This is a genomic window from Mycobacterium sp. RTGN4 (genome assembly GCF_033804635.1).
Classification (GTDB): Bacteria; Actinomycetota; Actinomycetes; order Mycobacteriales; family Mycobacteriaceae; genus Mycobacterium.
In genome coordinates, this window is sequence record NZ_JAPZLB010000005.1 from 1 (window position 1) to 23277 (window position 23277).

17 protein-coding genes and 1 pseudogene are annotated in these 23277 nt (G+C 66.9%); 13 read left to right on the forward strand and 5 right to left on the reverse strand.

Annotated elements, in window-relative coordinates:
* Positions 1-114: 114 nt before the first annotated feature.
* Positions 115-879 carry a type I methionyl aminopeptidase gene (map, locus tag SLQ30_RS12010; RefSeq protein ID WP_319446522.1) on the reverse strand — a complete coding sequence of 255 codons (765 nt, stop codon included), beginning with the start codon at positions 877-879 and terminating at the stop codon, positions 115-117.
* 139 nt (positions 880-1018) lie between these two features.
* Between map and SLQ30_RS12015 the strand changes: the two genes are divergently transcribed.
* Both SLQ30_RS12015 and SLQ30_RS12020 read left to right on the forward strand, forming a co-directional pair.
* The gene (locus tag SLQ30_RS12015; RefSeq protein WP_319446523.1) at positions 1019-2047 is read left to right on the forward strand and encodes a diiron oxygenase; all 1029 of its coding nucleotides are present in this window, start codon (positions 1019-1021) and stop codon (positions 2045-2047) included.
* A gap of 4 nt (positions 2048-2051) precedes the next feature.
* On the forward strand, positions 2052-3716 hold the full coding sequence (locus tag SLQ30_RS12020; protein WP_319446524.1) for an FAD-dependent oxidoreductase: 1665 nt from the start codon (positions 2052-2054) through the stop codon (positions 3714-3716).
* Between the two features lie 6 nt (positions 3717-3722).
* On the opposite strand, the gene SLQ30_RS12025 is transcribed toward SLQ30_RS12020, so the two are convergent.
* The 3 genes from SLQ30_RS12025 to eccE all read right to left on the reverse strand — a co-directional run bounded on the left by SLQ30_RS12025 (position 3723) and on the right by eccE (position 6799).
* On the reverse strand, positions 3723-4169 hold the full coding sequence (locus SLQ30_RS12025) for a VOC family protein (RefSeq protein ID WP_319446525.1): 447 nt from the start codon (positions 4167-4169) through the stop codon (positions 3723-3725).
* 69 nt (positions 4170-4238) lie between these two features.
* The gene (locus SLQ30_RS12030) at positions 4239-5048 is read right to left on the reverse strand and encodes a DUF5336 domain-containing protein (RefSeq protein WP_319446526.1); all 810 of its coding nucleotides are present in this window, start codon (positions 5046-5048) and stop codon (positions 4239-4241) included.
* Positions 5049-5080: 32 nt separating this feature from the next.
* Complete coding sequence (eccE, locus tag SLQ30_RS12035) at positions 5081-6799, reverse strand: type VII secretion protein EccE (protein ID WP_319446527.1); 1719 nt, start codon at positions 6797-6799, stop codon at positions 5081-5083.
* A 94-nt stretch (positions 6800-6893) separates the two neighbouring features.
* Between eccE and eccB the strand changes: the two genes are divergently transcribed.
* Positions 6894-8399: a type VII secretion protein EccB gene (gene eccB, locus SLQ30_RS12040; protein ID WP_319446528.1), complete on the forward strand. Its 1506-nt coding sequence runs from the start codon at positions 6894-6896 to the stop codon at positions 8397-8399.
* A 7-nt stretch (positions 8400-8406) separates the two neighbouring features.
* On the opposite strand, the gene eccD (SLQ30_RS12045) is transcribed toward eccB, so the two are convergent.
* Positions 8407-9885: a type VII secretion integral membrane protein EccD gene (eccD, locus tag SLQ30_RS12045; protein WP_319446529.1), complete on the reverse strand. Its 1479-nt coding sequence runs from the start codon at positions 9883-9885 to the stop codon at positions 8407-8409.
* A 94-nt stretch (positions 9886-9979) separates the two neighbouring features.
* Here eccD (SLQ30_RS12045) and eccCa point away from each other — a divergent pair, with 94 nt between their 5' ends.
* The 10 genes and pseudogenes from eccCa to SLQ30_RS12095 all read left to right on the forward strand — a co-directional run bounded on the left by eccCa (position 9980) and on the right by SLQ30_RS12095 (position 23244).
* Positions 9980-14011, forward strand: coding sequence for a type VII secretion protein EccCa (eccCa, locus tag SLQ30_RS12050; protein ID WP_319446530.1), 4032 nt, complete (start codon positions 9980-9982; stop codon positions 14009-14011).
* Positions 14008-15492, forward strand: a complete 1485-nt coding sequence (gene eccD / locus SLQ30_RS12055) for a type VII secretion integral membrane protein EccD (protein WP_319446531.1) — start codon at positions 14008-14010, stop codon at positions 15490-15492. Before eccCa ends, eccD (SLQ30_RS12055) begins: the two co-directional genes overlap by 4 nt.
* A complete protein-coding gene (gene mycP / locus SLQ30_RS12060) occupies positions 15492-16877 on the forward strand; it encodes a type VII secretion-associated serine protease mycosin (protein ID WP_319446532.1) in 1386 nt (461 codons plus the stop codon). The genes eccD (SLQ30_RS12055) and mycP overlap by 1 nt, the downstream gene beginning before the upstream one ends.
* Positions 16864-18282: pseudogene (locus SLQ30_RS12065) on the forward strand (MinD/ParA family protein); the annotation flags it as partial. The gene mycP and the pseudogene SLQ30_RS12065, both read left to right, overlap by 14 nt.
* Positions 18283-18597: 315 nt before the next feature.
* Complete coding sequence (locus SLQ30_RS12070; protein WP_319446533.1) at positions 18598-19371, forward strand: ESX secretion-associated protein EspG; 774 nt, start codon at positions 18598-18600, stop codon at positions 19369-19371.
* Positions 19358-20377 carry a 3-oxoacyl-[acyl-carrier-protein] synthase III C-terminal domain-containing protein gene (locus SLQ30_RS12075; RefSeq protein WP_319446534.1) on the forward strand — a complete coding sequence of 340 codons (1020 nt, stop codon included), beginning with the start codon at positions 19358-19360 and terminating at the stop codon, positions 20375-20377. The genes SLQ30_RS12070 and SLQ30_RS12075 overlap by 14 nt, the downstream gene beginning before the upstream one ends.
* 24 nt (positions 20378-20401) lie before the next feature.
* Positions 20402-20728, forward strand: a complete 327-nt coding sequence (locus tag SLQ30_RS12080) for a hypothetical protein (protein WP_319446535.1) — start codon at positions 20402-20404, stop codon at positions 20726-20728.
* A 31-nt stretch (positions 20729-20759) separates the two neighbouring features.
* Positions 20760-22481, forward strand: coding sequence for a hypothetical protein (locus tag SLQ30_RS12085; protein ID WP_319446536.1), 1722 nt, complete (start codon positions 20760-20762; stop codon positions 22479-22481).
* The gene (locus SLQ30_RS12090) at positions 22478-22942 is read left to right on the forward strand and encodes a YbaB/EbfC family nucleoid-associated protein (protein ID WP_319446537.1); all 465 of its coding nucleotides are present in this window, start codon (positions 22478-22480) and stop codon (positions 22940-22942) included. The genes SLQ30_RS12085 and SLQ30_RS12090 overlap by 4 nt, the downstream gene beginning before the upstream one ends.
* A complete protein-coding gene (locus SLQ30_RS12095; protein WP_319446538.1) occupies positions 22939-23244 on the forward strand; it encodes a hypothetical protein in 306 nt (101 codons plus the stop codon). The genes SLQ30_RS12090 and SLQ30_RS12095 overlap by 4 nt, the downstream gene beginning before the upstream one ends.
* The last annotated feature ends 33 nt before the right edge of the window (positions 23245-23277 follow it).

A 23277-nucleotide genomic window follows, 5' to 3' on the forward strand; every position in this document is an offset into this window, starting at 1 on the left:
GTTCTTTCTCAAGACGTCTCGCGTCGGGACCCAGCAGACGTCACCTGACAGCAGCCCTCACCAGGAACGACCCCGGTCTACGACCGGCACCAATCCCAACTACCGATTAGGGCGCTAGTTGGTCAGGATCCGGGGCCCGTCGGCGGTGACGGCCACGGTGTGCTCGCTGTGCGCGGCGCGGGCGCCGGTCGCGGTCCGCAGCGTCCATCCGTCGGAGTCATGGAGGTAATCGTCGGTGCCGTCGGCGATGAGCATGGGTTCGATGGCGATCACCAGTCCGGGCCGTAATTTCATGCCCTTGCCGGGCTTGCCTTCGTTGGGCACGTGCGGGTCTTCGTGCATGGTGCGCCCGATGCCGTGCCCGCCGTGGTGGGCGAGCAGTCCGTAACCGGCTCTGCGCGCGGTGGTCTCGATGGCGTGGCCGACGTCGCCTAGCGTGTTGCCTGGCCGCACTGCGGCAATACCGGCGGCCAGTGCGGCGTCGGTCGCGGCGATCAGTGCGGTGTCTTCGGGGCGCGCAGTCCCGATGACGAAACTGCGGGCGGCGTCGCCGCACCAGCCGTGCAGGACGGCCCCGAAGTCGACGGACACCAGGTCGCCCTCGCTCAGCACCTCGTCGGTGGGGATGCCGTGCACGACGGCGTCGTTGACGCTGACGCACAGCACTGCGGGGAACGGCGTCGGCGCCCAATTCGGGTGGTAGTTGAGGAACGGGGACGTTGCGCCGTGTGTTGCGAGCACGTCGGCGGCCACGTGATCGAGGTCGGCTGCGGTGCGACCGGGCGCGGCGTGCGCGATGACGGCGCGCAGGGCTTCGGCCACCACGGCGCCTGCGGATGCCATCGCGTCGAGCTCCGATGCGCTCTTCAACTCGACCATCTGGTGTGACCTACCTCACATGTGATGTGGATAACCCTGTTGGCGCACAGCTCCGAAAAGGCCCTGGTTAATTCCTGGGACCATGGGTACTGTGTTTAGACAGCAGACCGATAAATGTAAACCTCACGGGAGGCTTCTCATGGCTGTCAAGACTGCCAAGACCAAGATCATCAGGCGCTGGCGCAAGAACATGGACGTCATCGACGACACCGCGTACGTCGACACGTTGAACACCCTGTCCGAGGGGTCGGTGCGACGCAACTTCAATCCGTACACCGACATCGACTGGGACTCGCCGGAGTTTGCCGTCGTCCCCAATGACGAGCGGTGGATCCTGCCCAAGACCGACCCCATCGGTAAGCATTCCTGGTACCAGTCGCAGTCCAAGGAGCGGCAGATCGAGATCGGCATGTGGCGCCAGGCCAACGTCGCCAAGGTCGGACTGCACTTCGAGTCGATCCTCATCCGCGGCCTGATGGAGTACGCGTTCTGGACGCCCAACGGCTCACCGGAGTACCGGTACTGCCTGCACGAGGCCGTCGAAGAGTGCAACCACACCATGATGTTCCAGGAGATGGTGAACCATATCGGGGCCGACGTGCCCGGTATGCCGCGGTTGCTCAAGTGGATCCAGCCAGCCATCCCGCTGGTCGCAGGGCCGCTGCCGATCCCGTTCTGGTTCGGCATCCTCGCCGGCGAGGAGCCCATCGACCACACCCAGAAGAACGTGTTGCGCGAGGGCAAGACCCTGCACCCGATCATGGAACGCGTGATGGCCATCCACGTGGCCGAGGAAGCGCGGCACATCTCGTTCGCGCATGAGTACCTGCGCAAGCGCGTGCCCCACCTGCCGCGCCGCAAGCGGTTCTGGTTGTCGCTCTATGTGCCGGTCGTGATGCGGGTGCTGTGCTCGGCGATCATCGTTCCGCCGCGTGCGTTCTGGAAGGAATTCGACATCCCGCGCTCGGTGCGCAAGGACATCTTCTTCGGCTCGCCCGAGGCTCGCTTGATGCTCCGTGACATGTTCGGCGACGTCCGGATGCTGGCACACGACACCGGCCTGATGAACCCGCTCGCCAAGTTGATGTGGCGGATCTGCCGCATCAACGGCGCCCCCAGCCGCTACCGCAGCGAGCCTGCGCGCCAGCACCTGGTCTCGGTCGCGTAGGCACATGCCTCATGTGATCACCCAGTCGTGTTGCAGCGACGGGTCCTGTGTCTACGCATGTCCGGTGAACTGCATCCATCCGTCACCGGATGAGCCCGGCTTCGCCACGGCGGAGATGCTGTACATCGACCCGGTGGCATGCGTCGACTGTGGAGCTTGCGTCTCGGCGTGTCCCGTTGGCGCCATCGCCCCCGCCACGAAGCTCGAGCCGGTGCAACTGCCGTTCATCGAACTGAACGCGTCCTTCTATCCGAAGCGCGAGGGCAAGCTGCCGCCGACGTCCAAGCTGGCGCCGGTGCTCGAGGCGCCGTATGTCGAGGCCAGGCCCGGCGGCCCGTTGACGGTGGCGATCATCGGATCCGGTCCGGCGGCCATGTACGCCGCCGACGAGCTTCTGACGCAAAAGGGCGTGCGCGTCAACGTCTTCGAAAAGCTCCCGACGCCATACGGATTAGTGCGGGCCGGTGTCGCGCCCGACCATCAGACCACCAAGCGGGTCACTCGACTGTTCGACGGGATCACCCGCAAGCGAGGCTTCGGCTTTTATCTCAACGTCGAGGTCGGCAAGCACGTCACACACGCCGAACTGCTCGCGCACCACCACGCAGTGCTCTACGCCGTCGGTGCCCCCAACGACCGCAGACTCGACATCGAGGGCATGGGACTTCCGGGCACCGGCACGGCCACCGAACTGGTCGCGTGGATCAACGCGCACCCTGAGTTCACCGACCTGCCAGTCGACTTGAGTCACGAACGAGTCGTGATCGTGGGTAACGGCAACGTGGCCCTTGACGTCGCGCGCATCCTGACCTCCGACCCGGATGCGCTGGCCCGCACCGACATCTCCGATCATGCGTTGGCCGTGCTGCGGCAATCGCGGGTCGCCGAGGTCGTCATCGCGGCCAGGCGCGGTCCCGCTCAGTCCGCGTTCACGCTGCCCGAGCTCATCGGGCTGACGGCGACGCACGACGTCGTGCTTGACGCGGCGGACCACGAGCTGGTGCTGCGGGATCTGGCCGATGAGTCAGACCCGTTGACGCGCAACAAGCTCGAGATTCTCTCCAAGCTCGGCGACGCATCCGCGCCTGCCAGTCGTCCACGCATTCGGTTGACCTACGGGTTGACGCCGCTGCGGGTGCTCGGTGCCCAACGGGTCGAGGGCATTGCGTTCACCGAGACCGGCGGCGACGAGGTGCGCAGTATCGAGGCCGGGCTGGTGCTGACGTCAATTGGCTACCGCGGCAAGCCGATTCGAGACATGCCGTTCGACGACGCGGCGTGCGTCGTGCCCAACGATGGCGGACGAGTCGTCGGAACCGTCGGCGCATACGTCGCAGGCTGGATCAAGCGTGGCCCCACCGGGTTCATCGGTACCAACAAGTCGTGCGCGGCGCAGACCGTCCACAATCTGGTGGCCGACTACAACGAGGGTCGGCTCACCGATCCGGCCGACAAACCGGCCGCGCTGGACCGGCTCATTCGGCAGCGGCAGCCAGACGTGGTGGACTCCGCGGGCTGGTCGGCGATCGACGCGGCCGAACTCGCCCGCGGTGGCACTGACCGACCGCGCGACAAGTTCACCGCGATTCCCGACATGCTCGCCGCGGCAGCGACCGCGCCTGCACCGTCGCTGGGCCAGCGGCTGCTGGGCGGACTGCGCCAGCGCTAGCCCCGCTTACTGGCTCATCGCGGCGGCGATCTCCTCGGGGCTGACCTCGCGCAGCGGTTGGCCAAGCGACCACTGGTGGCCGAACGGATCGCGGACCATGCCGTAGCGGTCGCCCCAGAACTGATCCTCCAGCGGAGCGACCACGACGGCGCCCGCATCGAGCGCCCGTTGGAACGCCGTCTCGACGTCGGGCACCTGCAGGTGGATGGTCACCGGCGTCCCGCCGAGCGCCTTGGGCGTCGACGACTTGCCGTCGTTGTAGTCCGGGAAGCCGTCGTTGAGCATCACCGTCGACCCATTGAGGCTGAGCGCCGCGTGCACCAGCCTGCCGTCCGGATGCGGCACCCGACCCAACTCGGTGGCGCCAAAGGCCTTGACGTAGAAGTCGATGGCCGCCGCGGCGTCGTCGACGACGAGGTGGGGGGACAGTGCGGGTTGTACTTCGATTGCCATGGCGGGTTCCTCTCGAGAGCGGGTGGTATCAGTACCGACTACCCCGCACGTGAATTCTCATCGGAGCAGTCACTGCGGCCAGGACGGACGCTCGGGTTGCCCGCCGTGCTCCTCGGGCTGGCCGACGTGTGTCTGCGCAGGCCGATATCCGGGCAACCCTGGGGGCGGCCCAGCCTGCTGGGCGCCGGCGGGGGAGCTCGGCGCGGAGGCGGAGTGGCCGTATTCACCTTGCGGCGAAACGAATTCGGCGTAATCACCGGACTGGGACGTGCGCGGCGCGCGGTCCGCCGCGCTTGCTCCACCGTAGGCCTGTCCGTAGCCGCTGCGCGCCGACTGCTGCGGCGGTGACGGAGCTGACGCCTGCTGGCTGTGGTACTGCTGGACGGCCTGGTTGTAGTAGTCGACGTAGGCGTCATAGCCGCTGATCGCGGTCTGCTCCGCCGCCTTGGGCGACGAGATCAGCGCAGCGATCGCTGCGGCGGCTTGCACGGCGTTGAGCACGACGATCACCGTCAGTGGCCACCCGCCCGCCGCCGTCACGACGCTCGACAACGCGTCCAGAAAGCCCATCGTGGCCAGTGCCGCGGTCGCGAACGGCTGGGGATTCTGTCTGGGCAGCAGGCTGAAAGCGGCGCACAGCGCGGCAAGCGCGGCGAAGCGGACGTTCCATCCGGTTGCCCCCACGCCGTCCATCACCGGGCCGAAGCTCAAGCCGTACGTGGCCAGCCCCAGTACGACGACTGCGATGAAAAGGCGACGGGGCAGCGGATTCTCGGCGCCCGACCGTCGAGGGCGTTCCGTCGGCGTCGGTTGGTAGACGCGATTGCCAGGTGTATAGACCACGATCACTCCCGCGCTTCGCAGATTCCGAAGGGGCACGACGGGTCCACGCTAGCGCACTGGCGCACCCATCAGTCGATGGCGTTGGCGGACGCCCTGAGGTAGCGCATTTCCTCGTCGGTGGCGACCATGGTGACGACCGCCGACCCGGCCCTGGTGCTGACGTTGACGATGCCGTGCTCCAGTGAGATCAACTCGAGGGCGACGTCGGCGTTGGGCGTGACCGAGGTATTCGGAGGGGCGACCACGATGCTCGTAACTCCTGCGCGGACGGGAGACTCCGCCGTCCCGTCGAACATCTCCACCGAATAGTCGCGGTCGGCGCGCGCTTGGATGCCGCCGCGATTGAACTCGGCCACCCACAGCAGGTCGTGGCGCCCGACCTGCTCCACCATGTCGCGCCACGAAGCAGGGCGTCGGCTGTGCACCAGCACCCTCGCGCCGAGCGCCAACGAGCGAAGCACCGCCTGCTGGGCCAGATGAAGAGTGCCGCAGATCTCGACGCGGCGGACCTGCGGTCCGAACAGTGGGAGCGCGACCGCCCGGCCCGACTCGTCGGCGCCGACCACCTGCCCGCACCCCGACGCAGGCACCGCGAGCTCGTGCAGATCGGACTCGCGCCCGGCGTGCACCCAGTGCCCGACCGACCGGGTCGGCCGCGGAATCGGCAGGCTGGAGGCCAGCGCCGAGAACTGGAGCCCCCGCAAGTGGACGAGTCCGGGCAGGTCGAGGGGGACGCCGACGTCGCTGTCGAAGCGGGCCAGGCCGCGGATCTCGACTCGGTCGTTGCGGTCGTCTTCGCGCAGCGACAGGCACACCGTCGTCGAATAGCTGGGAATTGTCCACAACACGCCAAGCCCCGCGGTGGTGAGCATGTGCGGCTCGATCGCGAAGCTGCATAGGCGGAAGTGGCCTTCACGGCACGTTTCCCACGTTTCGTCGGCGGCGCCGATACCCACCCCGTCGCTGAGTTGGTTGGTGGCGTGCGCAATGCCGCTGGCGGTGAGAATCCGCGGCCGCAGGCCCGCCTCCGTCAGCCGGTTGGCGACCCGTCGGGTGGCCGTGGTGGCGGCCCGCAGGATGCCGTCGCGTCCGCCGCCGCGACGACGCACGGCCTCGGCGCACCGCGATGGATCGAAGCGCACGGCGATCCAGACCGTGCGGTGGGCGATGGCGGGCAGCGGTCCGAGGACGGCGTCATACACGGCGGCGACGTCGGTTCGGCCCGCCGACCGGGCGCCCTGGCTGATGATGTCGATGGAGTCGAGCGTGATGTCGAACTGGCGCAGGCAGTCGATCAGCGTCTGAACCTGCACCACTTCGCCCGAGACCGTCGTGCCCGGTTCCATGACCGTCATCGCCTGCGGGTTCTCGTCGATTTCGACGAGCGTTAGCAGCGTGCTGCCGTCCCAACGGAATCCGATTTGCTCTCCATCGGAGGCCGCCACGTCGAACGGATCGGCGGGTGCGGGCGCACCGCTCCGTCGGCGAATGTCCCGCAGGTAACCCACGCGCAGGCCGATCCATCGCGGCAGCGTCGCGCCGCCAACCCGAGTCACCAGAAGCAGGGCAGCGGCGAGACCGGCGGCGCAGCCCTGCCAGCCGGGAGCCCCCAGGTAGAGCGCCAAACCGAGGCCGGCGGCCACGACGAGTTCGAGCACCAGCAGGTCGGTCAACGGCAGGAACCGCTGCGGTCCGACCGCCGTAGTCGTGCGTAGCTGGTCTGGCCCTTGGCGCGCGCTTTGCACCGCCCGTGACGGGCGTCGTAAGCGATGGGTGCGGGTCGACATAGCCTTTGCTGGTAAGGGCAACTGGCACAGCGTGATTCACTTGACGTGCTATACCCTACGGTGCGCGCCCTGCCCGACGTCGATGGGAGCGGACATGCCAGCGCAAGTCACCACCCGTGCGCAGGTGAACGGCTATCGGTTCTTGATCCGGCGCCTTGAGCACGCGCTCATCCGTGGCGACTCGCGGATGATCCACGACCCGATGCGTGGACAGATGCGGGCGTTGACGGTCGGCCTTGTGATCGCGGTGCTCATCAGCGGCGCCTGTGGCGTACTCGCGTTCTTCAAACCCGCACCGGGCCTCGGCGACGCGCAGATCCTGCTGAGCAAGTCCAGTGGCGCTGCGTACGTGCGGATCGGCGACCAGGTGCACCCGGTGCTGAACCTCGCCTCGGCGCGGCTGATCGTCGGCAAGAACGACAGCCCCAAAGACGTCGACGACAAATTCCTCAACCCACTACCGCGTGGCCCGATGGTGGGCATAGTGGGCGCCCCGGCGAGCATCCACGGCGCGGACGACATGGCGACGTCGTCGTGGACGGTCTGCGACACCCTTCAGATACCCGACGCCACCCAGCCCACCGGCGGGCTCAGCCTGCAAACCACCGTGCTCGCCAACGACCCGGTGCTCGGCGGTGACATCCAGGCCGCCGACCCGGCGCAGGCGATACTCACCACGGCCGGTGGCACCACCTATCTCGTCTACGACGGCGTTCGCGCGCCCGTCGACCTGTCAAATCTGGTGGTGGCCAACGGCCTTCACCTCAACGGCGCCTCGCTGCGGCCCGTGTCGCTGGGGTTCCTCAATGCGTTTCCCCTCGTCGACCCGATCACGCCGGTGACCATCGACGGGGTGGGATCACCCAGTCCGGTGGTCGGGCCGGACTACCCGACCGGATCCATCGTCAAGACCGTCGATTCCCGCGGAGCACAGCTCTACGTCGTATTGCGCGACGGTTTGCAGCCCATCTCGGCTGCCACCTCCGACATCATCATGTACGGCGAATCCGACGCCGTCCGCGCGACGGTTCGGGAGATCGCCCCCTCCGTCGTGGCGGGAGCGGCGATCGTGCACCGACTGCCGGTCGACCACTATCCGACGGTGTCGCCGCAACTCGTGTCTGCGAACCCGGACCGGGTGGCGTGCATGGGCTGGCAGCGCTCCGACGATGCGGCGCAGGCCGGTGTCCGGCTGCTCGTTGGGCGCCGGTTGCCGGTGCCGAACGGGACCGAACCGGTACGGCTCGCGAGCGCGGACGGCAACGGGCCCGGCTTGGACTCGGTGTATCTGACTCCGGGCACCGGTGAGTACGTCGAAGCCACCGGCGTCGAGCCGGACAGTCAGTCGACGGGCCAGCTGTTCTACGTCTCCGATACCGGATTGCGTTACCACATCAAGGATTTGCCGACCGCAGACGCGCTTGGCGTCACGGGAGTCAAGACGTCCGACGGGCCGGCGAGCACTCCACAGCGGGCGCCGTGGCCGGTGCTGTCGTTGCTTCCGTCCGGACCCGAGCTGTCGCAGCAGGCCGCCCTCGTCGCACACGACGGGGTGTCCGCGGACCCGAATAGCGTCGGCCTGCCGCCTGCGCAGCGTTAGATCCGGGTTAGATCCGCAGCTCGCGGAAGAACGCGAAGAGTCGGACGATCCAGAAGCACAAGGGAAACAATGACGCGACGGCGACGTACTCGAGGAGCTCGACCCTGCGCCGCATGACAGGGGAGAAGTCCCGCCGGGGCGCGACGAGCCCACACGCAACGACGAGCGCCATCAGCGCGATCAGCGCCACCACGGAGCGGACCTGCCAGTCGTCGACGTTGATCGCGGTCTTCGCGATCACGGCAATCGCGGTGACCAGACCGCTGCCGATGAGGGTTGCCGACTGCACCAGATCATGGTGGCCGCGCCCGCGCAGGCACAGCACGGTCGCCACCGCCGCCGCGAAAGCCGTACCCTGCCAGAAGAATCCGTCGCTGACGTCGACGGCCAGGTAGCAGCCGACGATTGCGGCGAGCGCCGCGCCGACCAGGATGCCGGTGAGGTACTCGTTGGCGCGTCGGACCCGTCTGATCAAGCCTTCCTCGGTCGGGATGATCTGCTTGCCGACCGCGTTGACACCCTCGACGGTCGTGCCGCCCTGCGTCTCGATGTCGTCAAGCTGCTCGCCGGCAGTGGGCACCCGTGGGATCGGCAGCTTCGACAACAGGATCGTCAAGCGTGGCGCCAGGTAGACCACGATGACCGAGACGGTCGCCAGGACCGCCCCCACCGTCCGCAAGGGCAGCTGCCACAACAACATTGCCGTCGCCGCGCTGCCGCCGAGCGCGCACGTCGCAATCACCCCGGTGTGCAGCGCGCGGCCAGTGCCCGAGATCAGAAGCACCAGTACCGAACTCAGCGCGGTGAGCGCGAATGCCATCGGCAGCGATGTTGCTCCGAATCCGTTGGGCACCACGTACAGCGAGCCTGCGAATACCAGCGGCGTGGCCACCGCGGCGACCCACGCCGATCGCGGCGCGGTCCTGGGCCGGTGACCCACTGCGCAGGCGACGGCGACGCCAAGGGCACCGAGGGCGAGCACCGCCGCGGGCACCACCGCGTCACCTGACCAACGCGGCAGCACGGCCGCCAGGGTGATGGCGGCGATGAGCCCAACGCCGAAACTCGTCAGCGCGGCCGCGTTGCGCGCCAGCCACGACGGCACGGCAGATACCGAGGCGACGTTGTCGATGTCGTCGAAGAGCAGTGGACTAGCGGGCTTGCCCACCTCCCGGATCATCAACAGCTCGCCGTCGTAGATCCCGGCCTCACTCAACGCACGGTGCGGGTCAATCGGGTCGCCACCCAGTCGGGCCAGCGTCCACTTATTGACGGTGTCGTCGAACTTTTCGTCAGATCCACGTCCGCGCAACGCGATCTGCTCGTTCGCGATGTCGATGACGTCGTCGATGTACTCGGCGATGTCGACGTTGGCAGGCATTCCGACGTCAATACTGAGGCCGCCGACCACCAGGGTCAGACGGCTCAGCTCGTGTTCGGACTCGGCGTCGGGATCGAGGTCCGGAAGTGGCCGCGGTAGTGTCAAACCGAGTCAGCCTCCTGCGCAAAGGGATTACTCGGTACTGACCATACCCAGTGCGCCCGAGAGGGTGGTCCCGAGCGGGTCGAGGAGCTAACGGGTGAGCACTCAGGGATTCGTGCGCCGCCTGCGAATAGTGCCACCGCGCATGCCTGGTGGCGAAGTCAATCTGCAACCGCCGCCTGAGGTTCCGAGGGCAATTCCTGGCAACATGCTCCTGCGATTGATGCCGCTCGTCATGATCGTCGCGGTCGTGGGGATGATCGCGCTGATGGTCACGGTCGGCGGCCGCGACATGACCAAGAACCCGATGTTCATGATCTTCCCGATGATGATGGTCATGTCGATGGCAGGCATGTTCGCGGGCGGCGCAGGAAAGACGGGCAAGGCCGCCGCCGAGCTCAACGAGGAACGCAAGGACTACTTCAGCTACCTGGCGAACCTGCGTGACGAGGCCGACGAGACCGGCGCACAGCAGCGCACCGCCCTTGAGTGGAGTCATCCTGACCCGCGCGCGCTGGCGGACGTCGTCGGCACTCGCCGCATGTGGGAACGACGCCCGACGGACCCGGACTATTGCCACGTGCGCGTTGGCGTCGGCACCCACCGGCTGGCGACCCGGTTGCTGGCCCCGGAGACCGGTCCGCCCGAGGACCTCGAACCGGTGTCGACGGTGGCGCTGCGCCGGTTCGTCAACACCCATTCGGTCGTTCACGCCCTGCCCACCGGGGTGTCGTTGCGGGCGTTCCCGACCATCACGTTCGATGGCGAGCGAAAGCTGGTGCAGCAGTTGGTCCGTGCCATGGTGCTCGAGCTGTGCACCTTCCACGGGCCGGACCACGTGCAGGTGGCGGTGGTGACGGCAAACCCCGACGGCGACAACTGGAGCTGGGCCAAGTGGCTGCCGCATGCCCAGCACGCCGCGGTCCGCGACGGCATGGGATCGATGCGGCTGCTGTTCCCCACCCTGGAGCTGATGGAGGCGTCCCTGGGGCCCGAGCTGGCCGAACGGGGCCGCTTCAGCCGCAACGCCCAGCCGAACCAGGGGCAGAAGCACTTGGTGGTGGTGCTCGACGACGGGCACGTCACCGGTGACGAGCGGCTGGTCACGGACGCAGGCTTGGACAGCGTGACGGTGCTCGACCTCAACGGCCCCCGCGACGGCGCGACGGCACGACGGAGTCTGCAGCTGGTGGTGGACGCCGACGACGTCGCGGCCCGCACCGCGGCGGGGGTGGAACGGTTCGCCACCCCCGACGCGATCACGATCGCCGAGGCGGGCGTCACCGCACGGCGCATTGGCCGGTTCCGGCCTGCCAACGCTGCCCACATCGTCAGCCTGGAAGCCGATTCGCGGGCCGTCGATCCGGGGCTGATGGCGCTGTTGAAGATTCCCGATGCGGCCGAAATCGACCCCACCCGGGTCTGGCGGCCGCGGTCACCACGGGAACGGCTCAGGGTGCCGATCGGCACCACGCCGAACGGTCAACCGCTGGAACTGGACATCAAGGAGTCCGCCGAGGGCGGCATGGGTCCGCACGGATTGTGCATCGGCGCAACGGGATCGGGGAAGTCGGAGTTCCTGCGCACGCTGGTGTTGTCGATGGTGACCTCCCATTCGCCGGAGGCGCTCAACCTGGTGTTGGTGGACTTCAAGGGCGGTGCCACCTTCCTGGGACTCGAGGGTGTCGCGCACATCGCGGCAATCATCACCAATCTCGAAGACGAACTGACCATGGTCGACCGCATGCGCGATGCGCTGGCCGGTGAGATGAACCGGCGGCAGGAGCTGCTGCGCTCCGCTGGCAACTTCTCGAACGTCACCGAATACGAGCGCGCCCGTGCGGGCGGCGCCGACCTAGAACCGCTGCCTGCGTTGTTCATCGTCGTCGACGAATTCTCCGAGTTGCTCTCGCAGAAGCCAGATTTCGCGGAGTTGTTCGTGATGATCGGCCGCCTCGGCAGATCTCTGCACATTCATTTGCTGCTGGCATCGCAACGGCTCGAGGAGGGCAAGCTGCGCGGGCTGGATTCGCACCTGTCCTACCGGATCGGGCTGAAGACGTTCTCGGCGGGCGAGTCGCGCAGCGTGCTCAGTGTGCCCGATGCTTACCATCTACCTAACATTCCGGGCTCGGCGTTCTTGAAATGTGATGCGTCAGAACCGGTTCGGTTCAACACCAGCTACGTGTCCGGCGAGTACGTCAAACCGCGGTCGTCCGTGCGGACGGGTCGCAGCGCAGCGCTCGGCGCCTTGGCGCCCAAACTCTTCACCGCGACTCCGGTGAAGAAGGACGCCCCGCCTGCAGCTCCGGCCGAACTGCCCGTCGCTGAACCGCAGTCGGCTCCGGTGACGTCGAAGTCCAAGACCACGTTGCTCGACGTCGTGGTGGGCCGCCTGCGCGGCCATGGATTGCCCGCGCACGAGGTGTGGCTGCCTCCGTTGGACGAGAGCCCCGCCGTCAACGATCTGCTGCCGGATCCCGATTGGGCGGCGGCGCGGAACGTCAACGGGCAGCTGTTGATGCCGATGGGTGTGGTCGACCGGCCGTACGACCAGCGCCGCGACATGCTGATGGTCGACTTGGCCGGTGCGCAGGGCAATGTCGCGGTGGTGGGAGGGCCGCAGTCGGGCAAGTCGACGACGCTGCGCGCACTGATCCTGGCGGCCGCCGCCACTCACGCCCCCGAGGTGCTGCAGTTCTACTGCCTGGACTTCGGCGGCGGTACCTTGGCCAGCCTTGCGAAGCTTCCGCACGTCGGCGGCGTGGCCGGGCGAATGGATTCCGACGCCATCCGGCGCACCGTCGCCGAAGTGGCAGGCGTGCTACGCGCCAGGGAGCAGCGTTTCCGTGACCTCGGCATCGAGTCGATGCGCGACTTCCGGCAGCGCAAGGCGAAGCTGGCCACGCTGCCTCCTGAGGTGGCTGCGCAGGATCCGTTGAGCCAGGACGCCTTTGGCGACGTGGTGCTCGTCGTCGACGGATGGGCGTCGATCAAGAGCGACTTCGAGGCGCTCGAGCAGGTGCTGCAATCGCTGGCCCTACAAGGTCTGTCCTATGGGGTGCACCTGGCCGTTTCGGCGTCTCGGTGGATGGAGATCCGGCCTGCGGTCAAGGACATGTTGGGCACTCGGATCGAGTTGCGGCTTGGCGATCCCATCGACAGCGAAGTAGGTCGCCGATCCGCGGAAATGGTCCCTATCGGTCGGCCGGGCCGTGGCATCAACTCCGAGCGCCTGCACATCCTGATTGCGTTGCCGCGGTTGGACTCCCGTTCCACCGTCGAGGACCTTCCGGCAGGCGTGGCCGATGCCGTCGAGGCGGTACGTGCACATTTCGGCGGGCGGGAGGCACCGCGAGTCCGGATGCTGCCGCACGAGGTCGATCGTGTCGAGGTGGTCAATGCGGCACGGGAGGCCGGGATGCTGTCCCGGTCGCGCATTGCGATCGGGATCAACGAGGAGGAATTGGCGCCGGTCGTACTGGATTTCGACGCCCAACCACACCTGGTCGCGTTCGCCGACAGCGAGTGTGGCAAGACCGGACTGCTGCGCAACATCGCCGCGGGCGTGATGGAGGGCGCCACGCCCGCCGATGCCAAGATCATCCTCGTCGACTTCCGCCGGTCGATGCTTGGGGTCGTCGACGACGAGTACCTCGGCGGTTACGCCACCGCGCCCCAATCGTGCGCCGACCTGATGGCGGCGCTGGCCGGAGCCCTCAAGGATCGCCTGCCGCCCAACGACATCACCCAGCAGCAACTCAAGGCGCGGTCGTGGTGGTCGGGGCCGGAGTTGTTCGTGATGATCGACGACTACGACCTGATCGGCGGCGGCTCGCTCAATCACCCACTCGGCCCGCTTGTGGAATATCTCCCCCAGGCTCGCGACATAGGCCTGCGCGTCATCGTGACCCGGCGCAGCGGCGGCGCGGGCAGAGCGATGATGGACCCCATCATCGGTCGCCTAAAGGACTTGTCCTGCAACGGTCTCGTGATGAGCGGCAGCAAGGAAGAAGGCGGCTTGTTCGGTGGGTACAAGGCGGCCACGATGCCGCCAGGACGCGGAATGTTGGTGTCCCGCACCGTGAAGAATGGCGTCATCCAACTCTCGAGGATGCCGGACCTGTGACCGGGGTCGGCGAGCTGCGCCATATGCAGGTGGTATCGGCCGCACCCGAGCCGGTGCGGGTGTCGGTGCTCGGCGGGCGCACGCAGCTCGACGTCGCATTGCCCGCCGACGTCCCGGTGGCGGCCGTGCTACCCGAGCTGGCGCGGTTGATCGGTTCGCGTGACGCTGACCCCGATAAAGACCTGAACGACCGCGACGAGCGTCGCACGTTCTGGGTGCTCGGCCGCGTCGACGGCGGCGACGTGCTGGCGCCCGACCAGACGCTGCGCGACGCCGGCATCACCAATGGTGAGGTGCTGCGCCTCTCGTCACGGCGCGCGTTGTCACCACCGCCGCTCTACGACGACGTGGTCGACGCCGCCGCCCGGCTCAACAGGGCGGCGTATGCCGCCTGGAACGCAACCGCTGCCGGGGTGATGGCGTTCGTCGGGCTGTGTCTGTGTGCGGCGGCGTGGATCTTCGTGCTCTTGGCGGACGCGCAGTCGCCGCACCGCTGGGCGGTCATGGCCGGGGCGGCGTTCACGATCGTCACGATGTTCGGCGGTGTCGTGGTCGTGCACCGCGTCATGGGGCTTGGCCGCAACCGAGAGCTGCCGGCGATCGCCACCGCCGTCGGCCTGCCGATGCTTGCGCTCAGTGGGGCGCTCGGCTGGGTGCTGGCCGCGCCGCACGGGGCATACGGGCTCGCCATTGCCTGCGCGATGCTGCTGGTGCTCACTGTCACGTACTACCGGGTGATCGGCGCGGGTCACTGGGTATCCACCACGGCGGCAGTGGTATTCGCGTTCGGCGGGCTTGTGTTCCTCGGGCGCGCGGCGGGTGGCGGTGTCGAGGTGCTTGGCACGGTCGCGGCCACCGCGGCCGCGCTGGGATGCCTGGCCGTGCCCGCCATGACGACGAGGTTGGGTCGGGTTCCGGCACCGACTGTCGAGAGCGAGGCGGAACAGCGAGACCACTCCCTCGCGGACCCGTTCACCCCGACGTCCGCCGACCCCAGCGCCGATGCGGCGATGCCGAGCGCCGAGCAGGTGTGGGCCAGGGTTCGCGCCGCGGCGCTGACCCGGGCTGGCATGCTGACGGGCCTTGCGGCAGTGGTCGCGACGGGCGCGACGGTGCTTATGTCCACGCGTCCGGCGTGGCCGGCGTGGGCGTTTGCGCTGTTGTGCGCGGCCGTGCTGGCGCTGCGCAGTCGCTGGGTTGCCAGCACGGCCGAACGCGCTGCGCTTGCCGTACCCGCGACGGTGCTGGTCGTGATCGCGTGTACGCAAGCACAATTCGGTGCCACGCCGCTACGGCTGGCAGGTGTCGGCGTGCTCGCCGCGGTCGCCGTGGCTGCCGCGGCGGCCGGCCTCTTGGCTACCGGCGGCCGTCATCGACGGTGGGTGCCGACTGCGGCCGGCTACCTGGACTACGTGACGGTGGCGGCGCTCCTGCCGGTGGCATTGTGGCCACTCGGGGTCTTCGACCGGTTGGGGTTCTGATGAACGGTGGCCGGCGTTGCGCAGCGCTGGCAGGCGCCGTGCTGCTCGTTGCGGTCAGCGTTGGAGCGCCTGCGCCCGCTGGCGCGATCACGCCGCCGATCGTCGACCCGGGTCCGCCACCCAGTGGCCCGGTCGGTCCGCCGCAGCCGACCGAGATGAAGGCGATTTGCGGGATTCCGACAGGGGTGTTGCCCGCCACCGACTTTGCGAAGCAGACGAGCGCCGACGCGATGCTCGAGTATCGCTCGGCGTGGCGGTTCTCCAGGGGCGCGGGGCAGAAGGTCGCGGTGATCGACACGGGTGTCAATCGGCATCCTCGGTTGCGCGCGCTGGAGGGCGGTGGCGACTACGTATCGGACACCGACGGGTTGTCGGACTGCGACGCGCACGGCACGCTGGTGGCCGGGCTGATCGCGGGAGCGCCTGCCGCCGAGGACAGTTTCGCCGGAGTCGCCCCCGACGCGACCATCCTGTCGATTCGGCAGAACAGCGGCGCCTACGGGGTCCGCGGCGCCAGTTCCAATCAGAACGATGATCCCAACGCGACGTCGTCCGGCTACGGCACCACCGAGACGTTGGCGCTGGCGATCACCAGGGCCGTTGATCTCGGGGCGACCGTGATCAATCTGTCGGAGGTTGCGTGTGCTCCGGTGGCCGCGGGCCTGGACGACGCGGCACTCGGGCGCGCGGTGCGAGATGCGTTCGACCGCAACGTCGTAGTCGTTGCGGCAGCAGGCAATTTCAACAATCAGAGCATGTGCAACACCCAGAACGACGTGACCGACCCCAACCAGCCACTGGACGCAGGCTGGAAGACCGTGCGCACCATCGCCAGCCCGGCGTGGTTCGCCGACTACGTGCTGACCGTCGGGGCGGTGACCACGTCAGCGGCTCCTGCGGAATTCAGCTTGCACGGGCCGTGGGTCGCCGTTGCGGCCCCTGGCGAACGGGTCACCTCGCTTGACGCCAACGGGCCGGGCCTGATCAACGGCGAGCTCACCCAGCAGGGCATGGTTCCGCTGAATGGGACAAGCTTCGCGACGCCCATCGTCTCCGGCGTCGTGGCGCTGATCAGGTCGCGCTTCCCCGCGCTGAACGCACGTCAGGTGGTGGACCTGATCAAGCGAACCGCGCGCACTCCAGGAGCGGGACCCGACCAGGCCACCGGGTACGGGGTTGTCGATCCGATCGCGGCGCTGACCCGCCAATTGACGCCTGACGAGACCCGAACCCGGTCCGACGCGGGGACTCCGATCAGCGGCCGACCACGCCCGGATCCCGGCAACGTGCGGGCCCGCACGATCATCTTCGGCGTCACCGCCGCCAGCGTGGCCCTGATGGCGGGGGCCGCGGCGATCGCGGCGGCGAGGCGACGCGGCCTGTGAGGACTCCGTACGATCTGTTGTGGAACTCAGCGCACGATCGCGAGGGAGAACGATGCCGCAGGGCGGAATCGACGACGTCGAGGCGCGGGCCGCGGCTCTGCAGGAGCAGATTGCCGCGCGGCGGGCCCGGCAGGTCGACCATGGGCCCCCACCGCCGTCATCGGAAACGTCCGCGAATGGTGCGGCCGACGAACGCGCCGCGCCGCGGCGCCTTCCGCTGCCACCCTGGCAGATTCCCAACGCGGCGGTGTCGAGAGACATAGGTCAGCGGTTCGAACAGGACAACTCACCGCCGCCCCCCATCGATCCTGAACCTGTCGAATTGCCACTACCGCAAGGAGATTGGCAGCCCACGCTGCCACCACCACCGCCAGGCTTGCTGCTGCCGCCACCGCCGGGTTGGCTCCCGCCGCCACCGCCAGGTTGGGTGCCGCCGCCACCGGCTGCGGCCGTTCCGCCTGCGGGTTACCGCGTGCCTGCCCCCTCGCTGGACGAGGCCAAGGCGGTCGGCCGCCGAGGCGCGCCGCAGTCAGGCTGGCGCGGTGCACTGCACCGTGCCAGCGGCGGACGCATCAACCCCGGCGAATCACGCAAGGAGCGCGACCGGGAAGACCTGATCGCCCAGATCCGCGCGCCCATCGTCGGCGACTTCCGCATCGCCGTGCTCTCGATCAAGGGCGGCGTCGGGAAGACCACCACGACGCTGGGGTTGGGATCGACATTGGCGTTGGTGCGCAGCGACCGCGTCGTCGCCGTGGACGCCAACCCGGACCGCGGCACACTGGCCGAGCGTGTCGGCGACATGTCGACCCAGTCCACCGTGCGTGATCTCCTGTCGGACCCAAATGTCAACCGCTACGCGGACGTTCGCAGTCACACCCGTATGGCGAGCAGCCGACTGGAGGTACTGGCCAGCGAGCAGGAACCCGCGGTGTCGGAGGTGTTCGGCGAGCCCGACTACCGGCGCACCGTCGACATCCTTGGGCACTACTACAACGTCATCCTCACCGACTGCGGCACGGGCATCATGCATTCCGCGATGGCAGGCGTGCTGGATCTGGCGCATGCCATCGTCCTGGTTAGCTCACCCGCGATCGACGCGGCCCGGAGCGCGTCGGCGACGCTGGACTGGTTGATGCAGCACGGCCATTCGGCGTTGGTCCGCGAAGCGCACGTCGTGCTCAGCTCGTCCCGTCCTGGATCGGCGGCCTTGAACCTGGACAAGATCTACGAACACTTCGAAGCACGATGCCGCTCCATCCATCTGATCCCGTTCGACCCGCATCTTGCCGAGGGCGCCGACGTCGACTTCAGTTTGCTGAATCCGTCGACCGCCCAGGCTTACTTGGAATTGGCAGGCGCGGTATCCGAGAAATTCCCCCGGTTACGCGCCAGTCGCCATTAACGCTGACGTACCCGGAATGTACTGACGATTGCGTAAATGCCGTTGCCGACCAGTTTGCAGGCAAAGGCGGTGTTCGGAGCAGTCCGCCCAACCTCCGGAGTGCTTGTGGCTCAACGGCATAGGCTGGGTGAACGTTCGGGGTAATTTGCGTTGACCAGCATGAGCGCCCGTGCGATCGTGGACGCTTGAACATGCAATCAATCGCCTGTGCGTGGCTGAGCTTTCCGCGCGTTGGAGGGAATGGATCGCGACGTTGAGTGTGAAGTCGGAGTACACGGCGTTCGCCGACACGCCGCCGAATTTGCTAGGTCCGGCATGATCACCGATGACGTGGCGCCGCTGCGCCATGGCGTCGAACCCTGGTTCATGGGTGGCTTCGACTTCCGATGCATCTGGGAAGCGCTCGGCCTTGACTACCTCCCCTTTCCGCTTGCGTATCGGAACCGGCAGCAGTACGTGGCGGACGTCGAGGCCGACAGGATGGCCGCCCTTGCGCGCCAGCGCGCCGAGCTCACGGAGAATCGGGTACGCATCCTCGAAGCGCTGCGATTTCCAGCGTTCATCGTGCAGGGATTCGGGCGGATCGAGGGCGGTCAGCTCTACCGTCTCTTCGCCGTGATCGGGACGACGGGATACTGCCCCGTCATCACCCAGGACCCCAGTGCGCAGCCGCTATTCGGAGAAGACGTACAGATCATCGGCTGTGTGAACGACGACTTTCCCCAAGTCGTATTGGAAGCCCTACCCGACTACAAGCCAGGGACCAAACCACGCAGGGATGCGCTGCTCGAGGATGAAACTCCTGCGGACCTCTTTCGCGATTCGACGATCACCGCGTCGATCCTGCTGGCCGGCTCCGCCGACTTCACGTTGGATTATGAACTCCGGAACGCGAACTATCTGACGCTGGTGAACGTCGCCGATGATGGCGCGTATTTGGTGAACGAAGGGGTCGATGCGTTTCAGATCATTCCCGCCACGGTTCCGAATCTCTTGAACGCCTTCGAAAGGGTAGAGGAGCGTCAATCGACGGCGGCGGAAAGACTTTCGGAGGCAAGATCGGATCGAGACTTCAATGGCGTACCTTAGCGCCCTTTCGGTCTACGTTCCGGAAGGTACGGATGCAGCTGGTCATCCGAAGCACCTGTCGACTACGGCTGCTGAACTGGCATCGGTTCACGAAATGGTGGACATCGCGGCCAGCCAGCTCGACCCCTCGATACTGTCCGAGGCCGCCGACGGACTTGCGGCCTCGTTCCATTGCGGCTCGTTGTACCAAGGCGAACATTTCTGGCCAATACAGAATTCACTCCAGCAATCGGTGCTCGACAGAGCGTCTGCAGGCGCCGCCACGGAGCTCCGGCAGTTCTGTTCTGGCGGGCTGTACGGCCTGATGCTCGCCGATGCCGTACTCGACGCGGGCTGGTCCGGTGACTACGCGATGGTGACCGGCGGTGACAGCAACTTCATCTTCGACCGAACCGACTATGCGGCAAGTCCAATGACCGAAGGTTCACTGATGGGCGATAGCGCGTTCTGCGCGGTGTTGAACCGGCATGAGGGCTTCGCACGAATTCTGTCGGTCGCCGCACATTCCTACAATCCGTCGGCCGACATGATGCGTAGCAGGGCAGATCGTGGCATCGACGACCCGTCATTTCCGACGTTGGGGGATTGGGTCGCCAGGTTCGAGCGGCATGACGCCAAGCACCCGGGGGACGCCGAACGCAACGCGGTGGCCAGCTTCAAGACGGCCATCGCGACGGTGACCGAGTGCTACCAACGAATCGGGCTAGATCCAGCCGAGATCGATTGGTTCGCACCCTCATTCATCGAACCGGGCCATGTCACGGACATGCTTGCCAAGCACGCGCAGCTGCAGCCAACCCCTGGACTCCACTCATTCGCCGCGCGATTCGGACATCTGACGGTGTCGGACTTCTGCGTGAACCTCGCCTACCTGCTGAACGAGAAGATCGTGCAGGTGGGCGATTTGGTCTTGTTGTTCGCCGCTGGAAACTTCGTCAATTCGGCAGCGGTCCTGATTCGCATCGAGAAAGAGGTGACCCTGCCGTTCAATGCGCCAATGTCTTAGTACCGATGATCGAACAGGAGCACTATGACCAACCCTTGGAATGCACTCGATACCGCTACCGGAGCGAAGAAGCTCTACCTCGAGCTCGATGAGGGCGTGATTGCGGACGTCAACAAGGCCTCCACGACCTACCAGGACAGTCTGCAAACACTCATCAACGATGCGCTCGACGACACCACGGGATATTTCGGCACGGCGGACAATCCCCTTGCGGTGCTGCTGGAGAAAGCCTTCAATGCGCGCGGCACCGTGCTGACGAAGTACCTCACGGATCAGCTCGCTCAGACACAGGGTTTCGTCAAGACGGCTGGTGACGCGGTCGCCGCGATGCATGCCGCAGACGGCAAGTAATCGCCCGCCAGGGTCGGACGGAAACGAGATCATGGGCAGCTTTGGAAACTACGTCGGCGCCACTATGGGTGGAGAGTACGACGACTCCTACGTGACCAACACCTACTATCCCGAGCGGCAAGCGCTGCTGGACAAGAACGGTCACCTCCTCGATCTCTCGGATCCGTCCGCTGCACCGGATACCGACCCGAATAAGTACAAGCCGAACAGCGCGCTGCTCGGCGAGGTTCCCGGCTTGATTTCCGACAACAGCACCTACCAGGAGGTCGGGAAAGAGCTCCGTGGCGGATCGGCCTGGAACTGGGAGAGCCGGTCATTCCTCGAACTACGCCAGGAAAGCGATGCGCTGAAACCCGACAAGCTCCAAACGCTGGCAACGGCATGGACGCAACACGGCAACACGCTCAAGACCAATTCGGAAAACTTCAAGACGTCTGTCCGGCACGTGATTTCGGGGAAGTGGTCGGGCGAAAGCGCAGACGCCGCCGACGCAGCGACCGAACAGGTCACCAAAACCTCGATCTTCGACTTCACGCCGTCCTCGGACGCAATCGCCAACCGGCTGACGGTGCTGAAAGAAGCCTTCACCAGCATCCAGTCGCGGTTTCCCAACGACGCGAACGGCCAGTTGATCGACGGTGGCGACTTTGACAAGGCCAAACTCGACCAGGAAGTGCAGTCGTTCAATTCGAGGTATCACCTCGACGGTAGCGGTCGGCTGCGGAACAACAGCGACGGTTACGTCGCTGCGTCGCAAGCGATCAACGAGATGAATCAGCTCAAACGTTCGATCAAGGACTACCAGCTCGCGGTGCAGCTCTTTCGGGATACCTACACCCCGACCGTCGAAGCGGTGACGGCCGACTTTCCCAACCTGCCCGCCCCACCCGACATGACGTTCGGGCAACCGGGCGCTGGTCCTGGTGCTGGCCCGGGTGCCGGCCCCGGCGGCTCCGGTCCAGGGGTGCCTGGCGGCGGCGGTGGGGGCATGAGTCCATTCGGCGGGACGACACCGCCAAACACCAACGGAACAAAGGCCTTTGAGCCGCTCAAGATTCCCGAACCGAAGGCGTCGGATACCACTGCGGTTGGCAACATCGCCGATCCCACGTCGCCGATGGGGCAGGACGCGCTGAACGGCCTCACCAGCCCGCTCAGCGCGGCCATGGACGCCGCCAAGGACGCGGCCGGTCAAGCCGCCGATGCAGCGAAGAACGCCGCCCAAGGCGGGCAAGACCCCACCGGGGCGGGAGCGCAGACTCCGCCGGAGGGCGTGCTCGGGCTCGGGCCGCAAGGTCTTGGCGGTGCCGGCCTCGGCAAGGGCGGCGGTGGTGCCGCCGGCGGAGCAGCGGTCCCGCGCGCCCTGTCCAACGCCAAGACCATGGACATGCCCGCGTCGGCCGCGGCAAAGGCGTCCACCCCCGCCGCAGGCACCGGGGCGGGCCTTGGCAGCAGCGGCGCAGGTAGCCCTGGCGCGGGCGCGCCGGCCGCAGGTCAGCGCGGCGATCAGAACGGCAAGGGGCACCAGGTAAACAAGGCGCTGCGACGGAAGAAGAACGGCAAGGACGTCGTCGGTGATCCAGATGCGGTGGTCGCCGTGGTCGGTGCGCCCGAAAATCAGGGCGTATCAACCGAATCGCGTGTCGATCAACCCGACCGGGCCGAGCAGCCAGATCGGGTAAGCCCCAACGTGCGACGGGTCCCGCGTGGCGCCCCGCGAGTCGAGCAGCCACTGCAGGTGCCGGGCCAGTGAGCAATGACGACATGCGGCATGAGATGACCGAGGTGCTGGCCCTCGTTCAAGAGCAGATGGCCGACATCGCAGCGGTGCAGAAGAAGCAGGCGGAAGTCACTGCGACGGCCGCGGTGGCCGACGGCATGGTCGAAGTGACCGTCAATGCTCGCGGTCAGCTGATCGAGACGGTGATCGACGAGTCCTACCTCGACGAGCACGAATTCGACGAGCTAGGAGGTCACGTCACGGAAGCGGCGGAGGCGGCGGCCAGCGACGCGGCCCGGCGCGTGGCCGAGATGATGGTGCCGATCAACGAACGGCGCAAACGGTTTCCATCGCTGTCGGACATCGTGGACGGCGCTCCCGATCTGCGGGAGCTGACGGCGCCGTGGAGCCAACCCGTCGGTGCCGCGCTGCGGCCCGAGCACGACGACGACGATGGTAGCGAAGAGCACGCGTTCCCCACGGTGAGGAGATGAATCGAATGGCCGAATTCCTTGGGGTGACACCGCCCGAACTGCGCGGGACGTCTCAACACCTTGAAGAAGTCAGCGGCAGGATGAAGGGTGTCCTGTCGGCGTTGCAGGAGCGGCTGAGCGCCGAAGGCCCCGCCTGGGGCGATGACAAGACGGGCGATCAGTTCGCCGACGGCAGCGGCGGGTATCTGGCCCAGCTGCAGTGGGTGCACGGGTCGGTAGCCGCCAAAACCGAACTGCTCGACTACTATTCGCGCGCCCTCAAGGACGCTGCGGACTCCTTCGAGCGCGGCGACCAGGCCTAGGCTCGGCGGCTTGGTGCGGCGCACCGCCGCTCC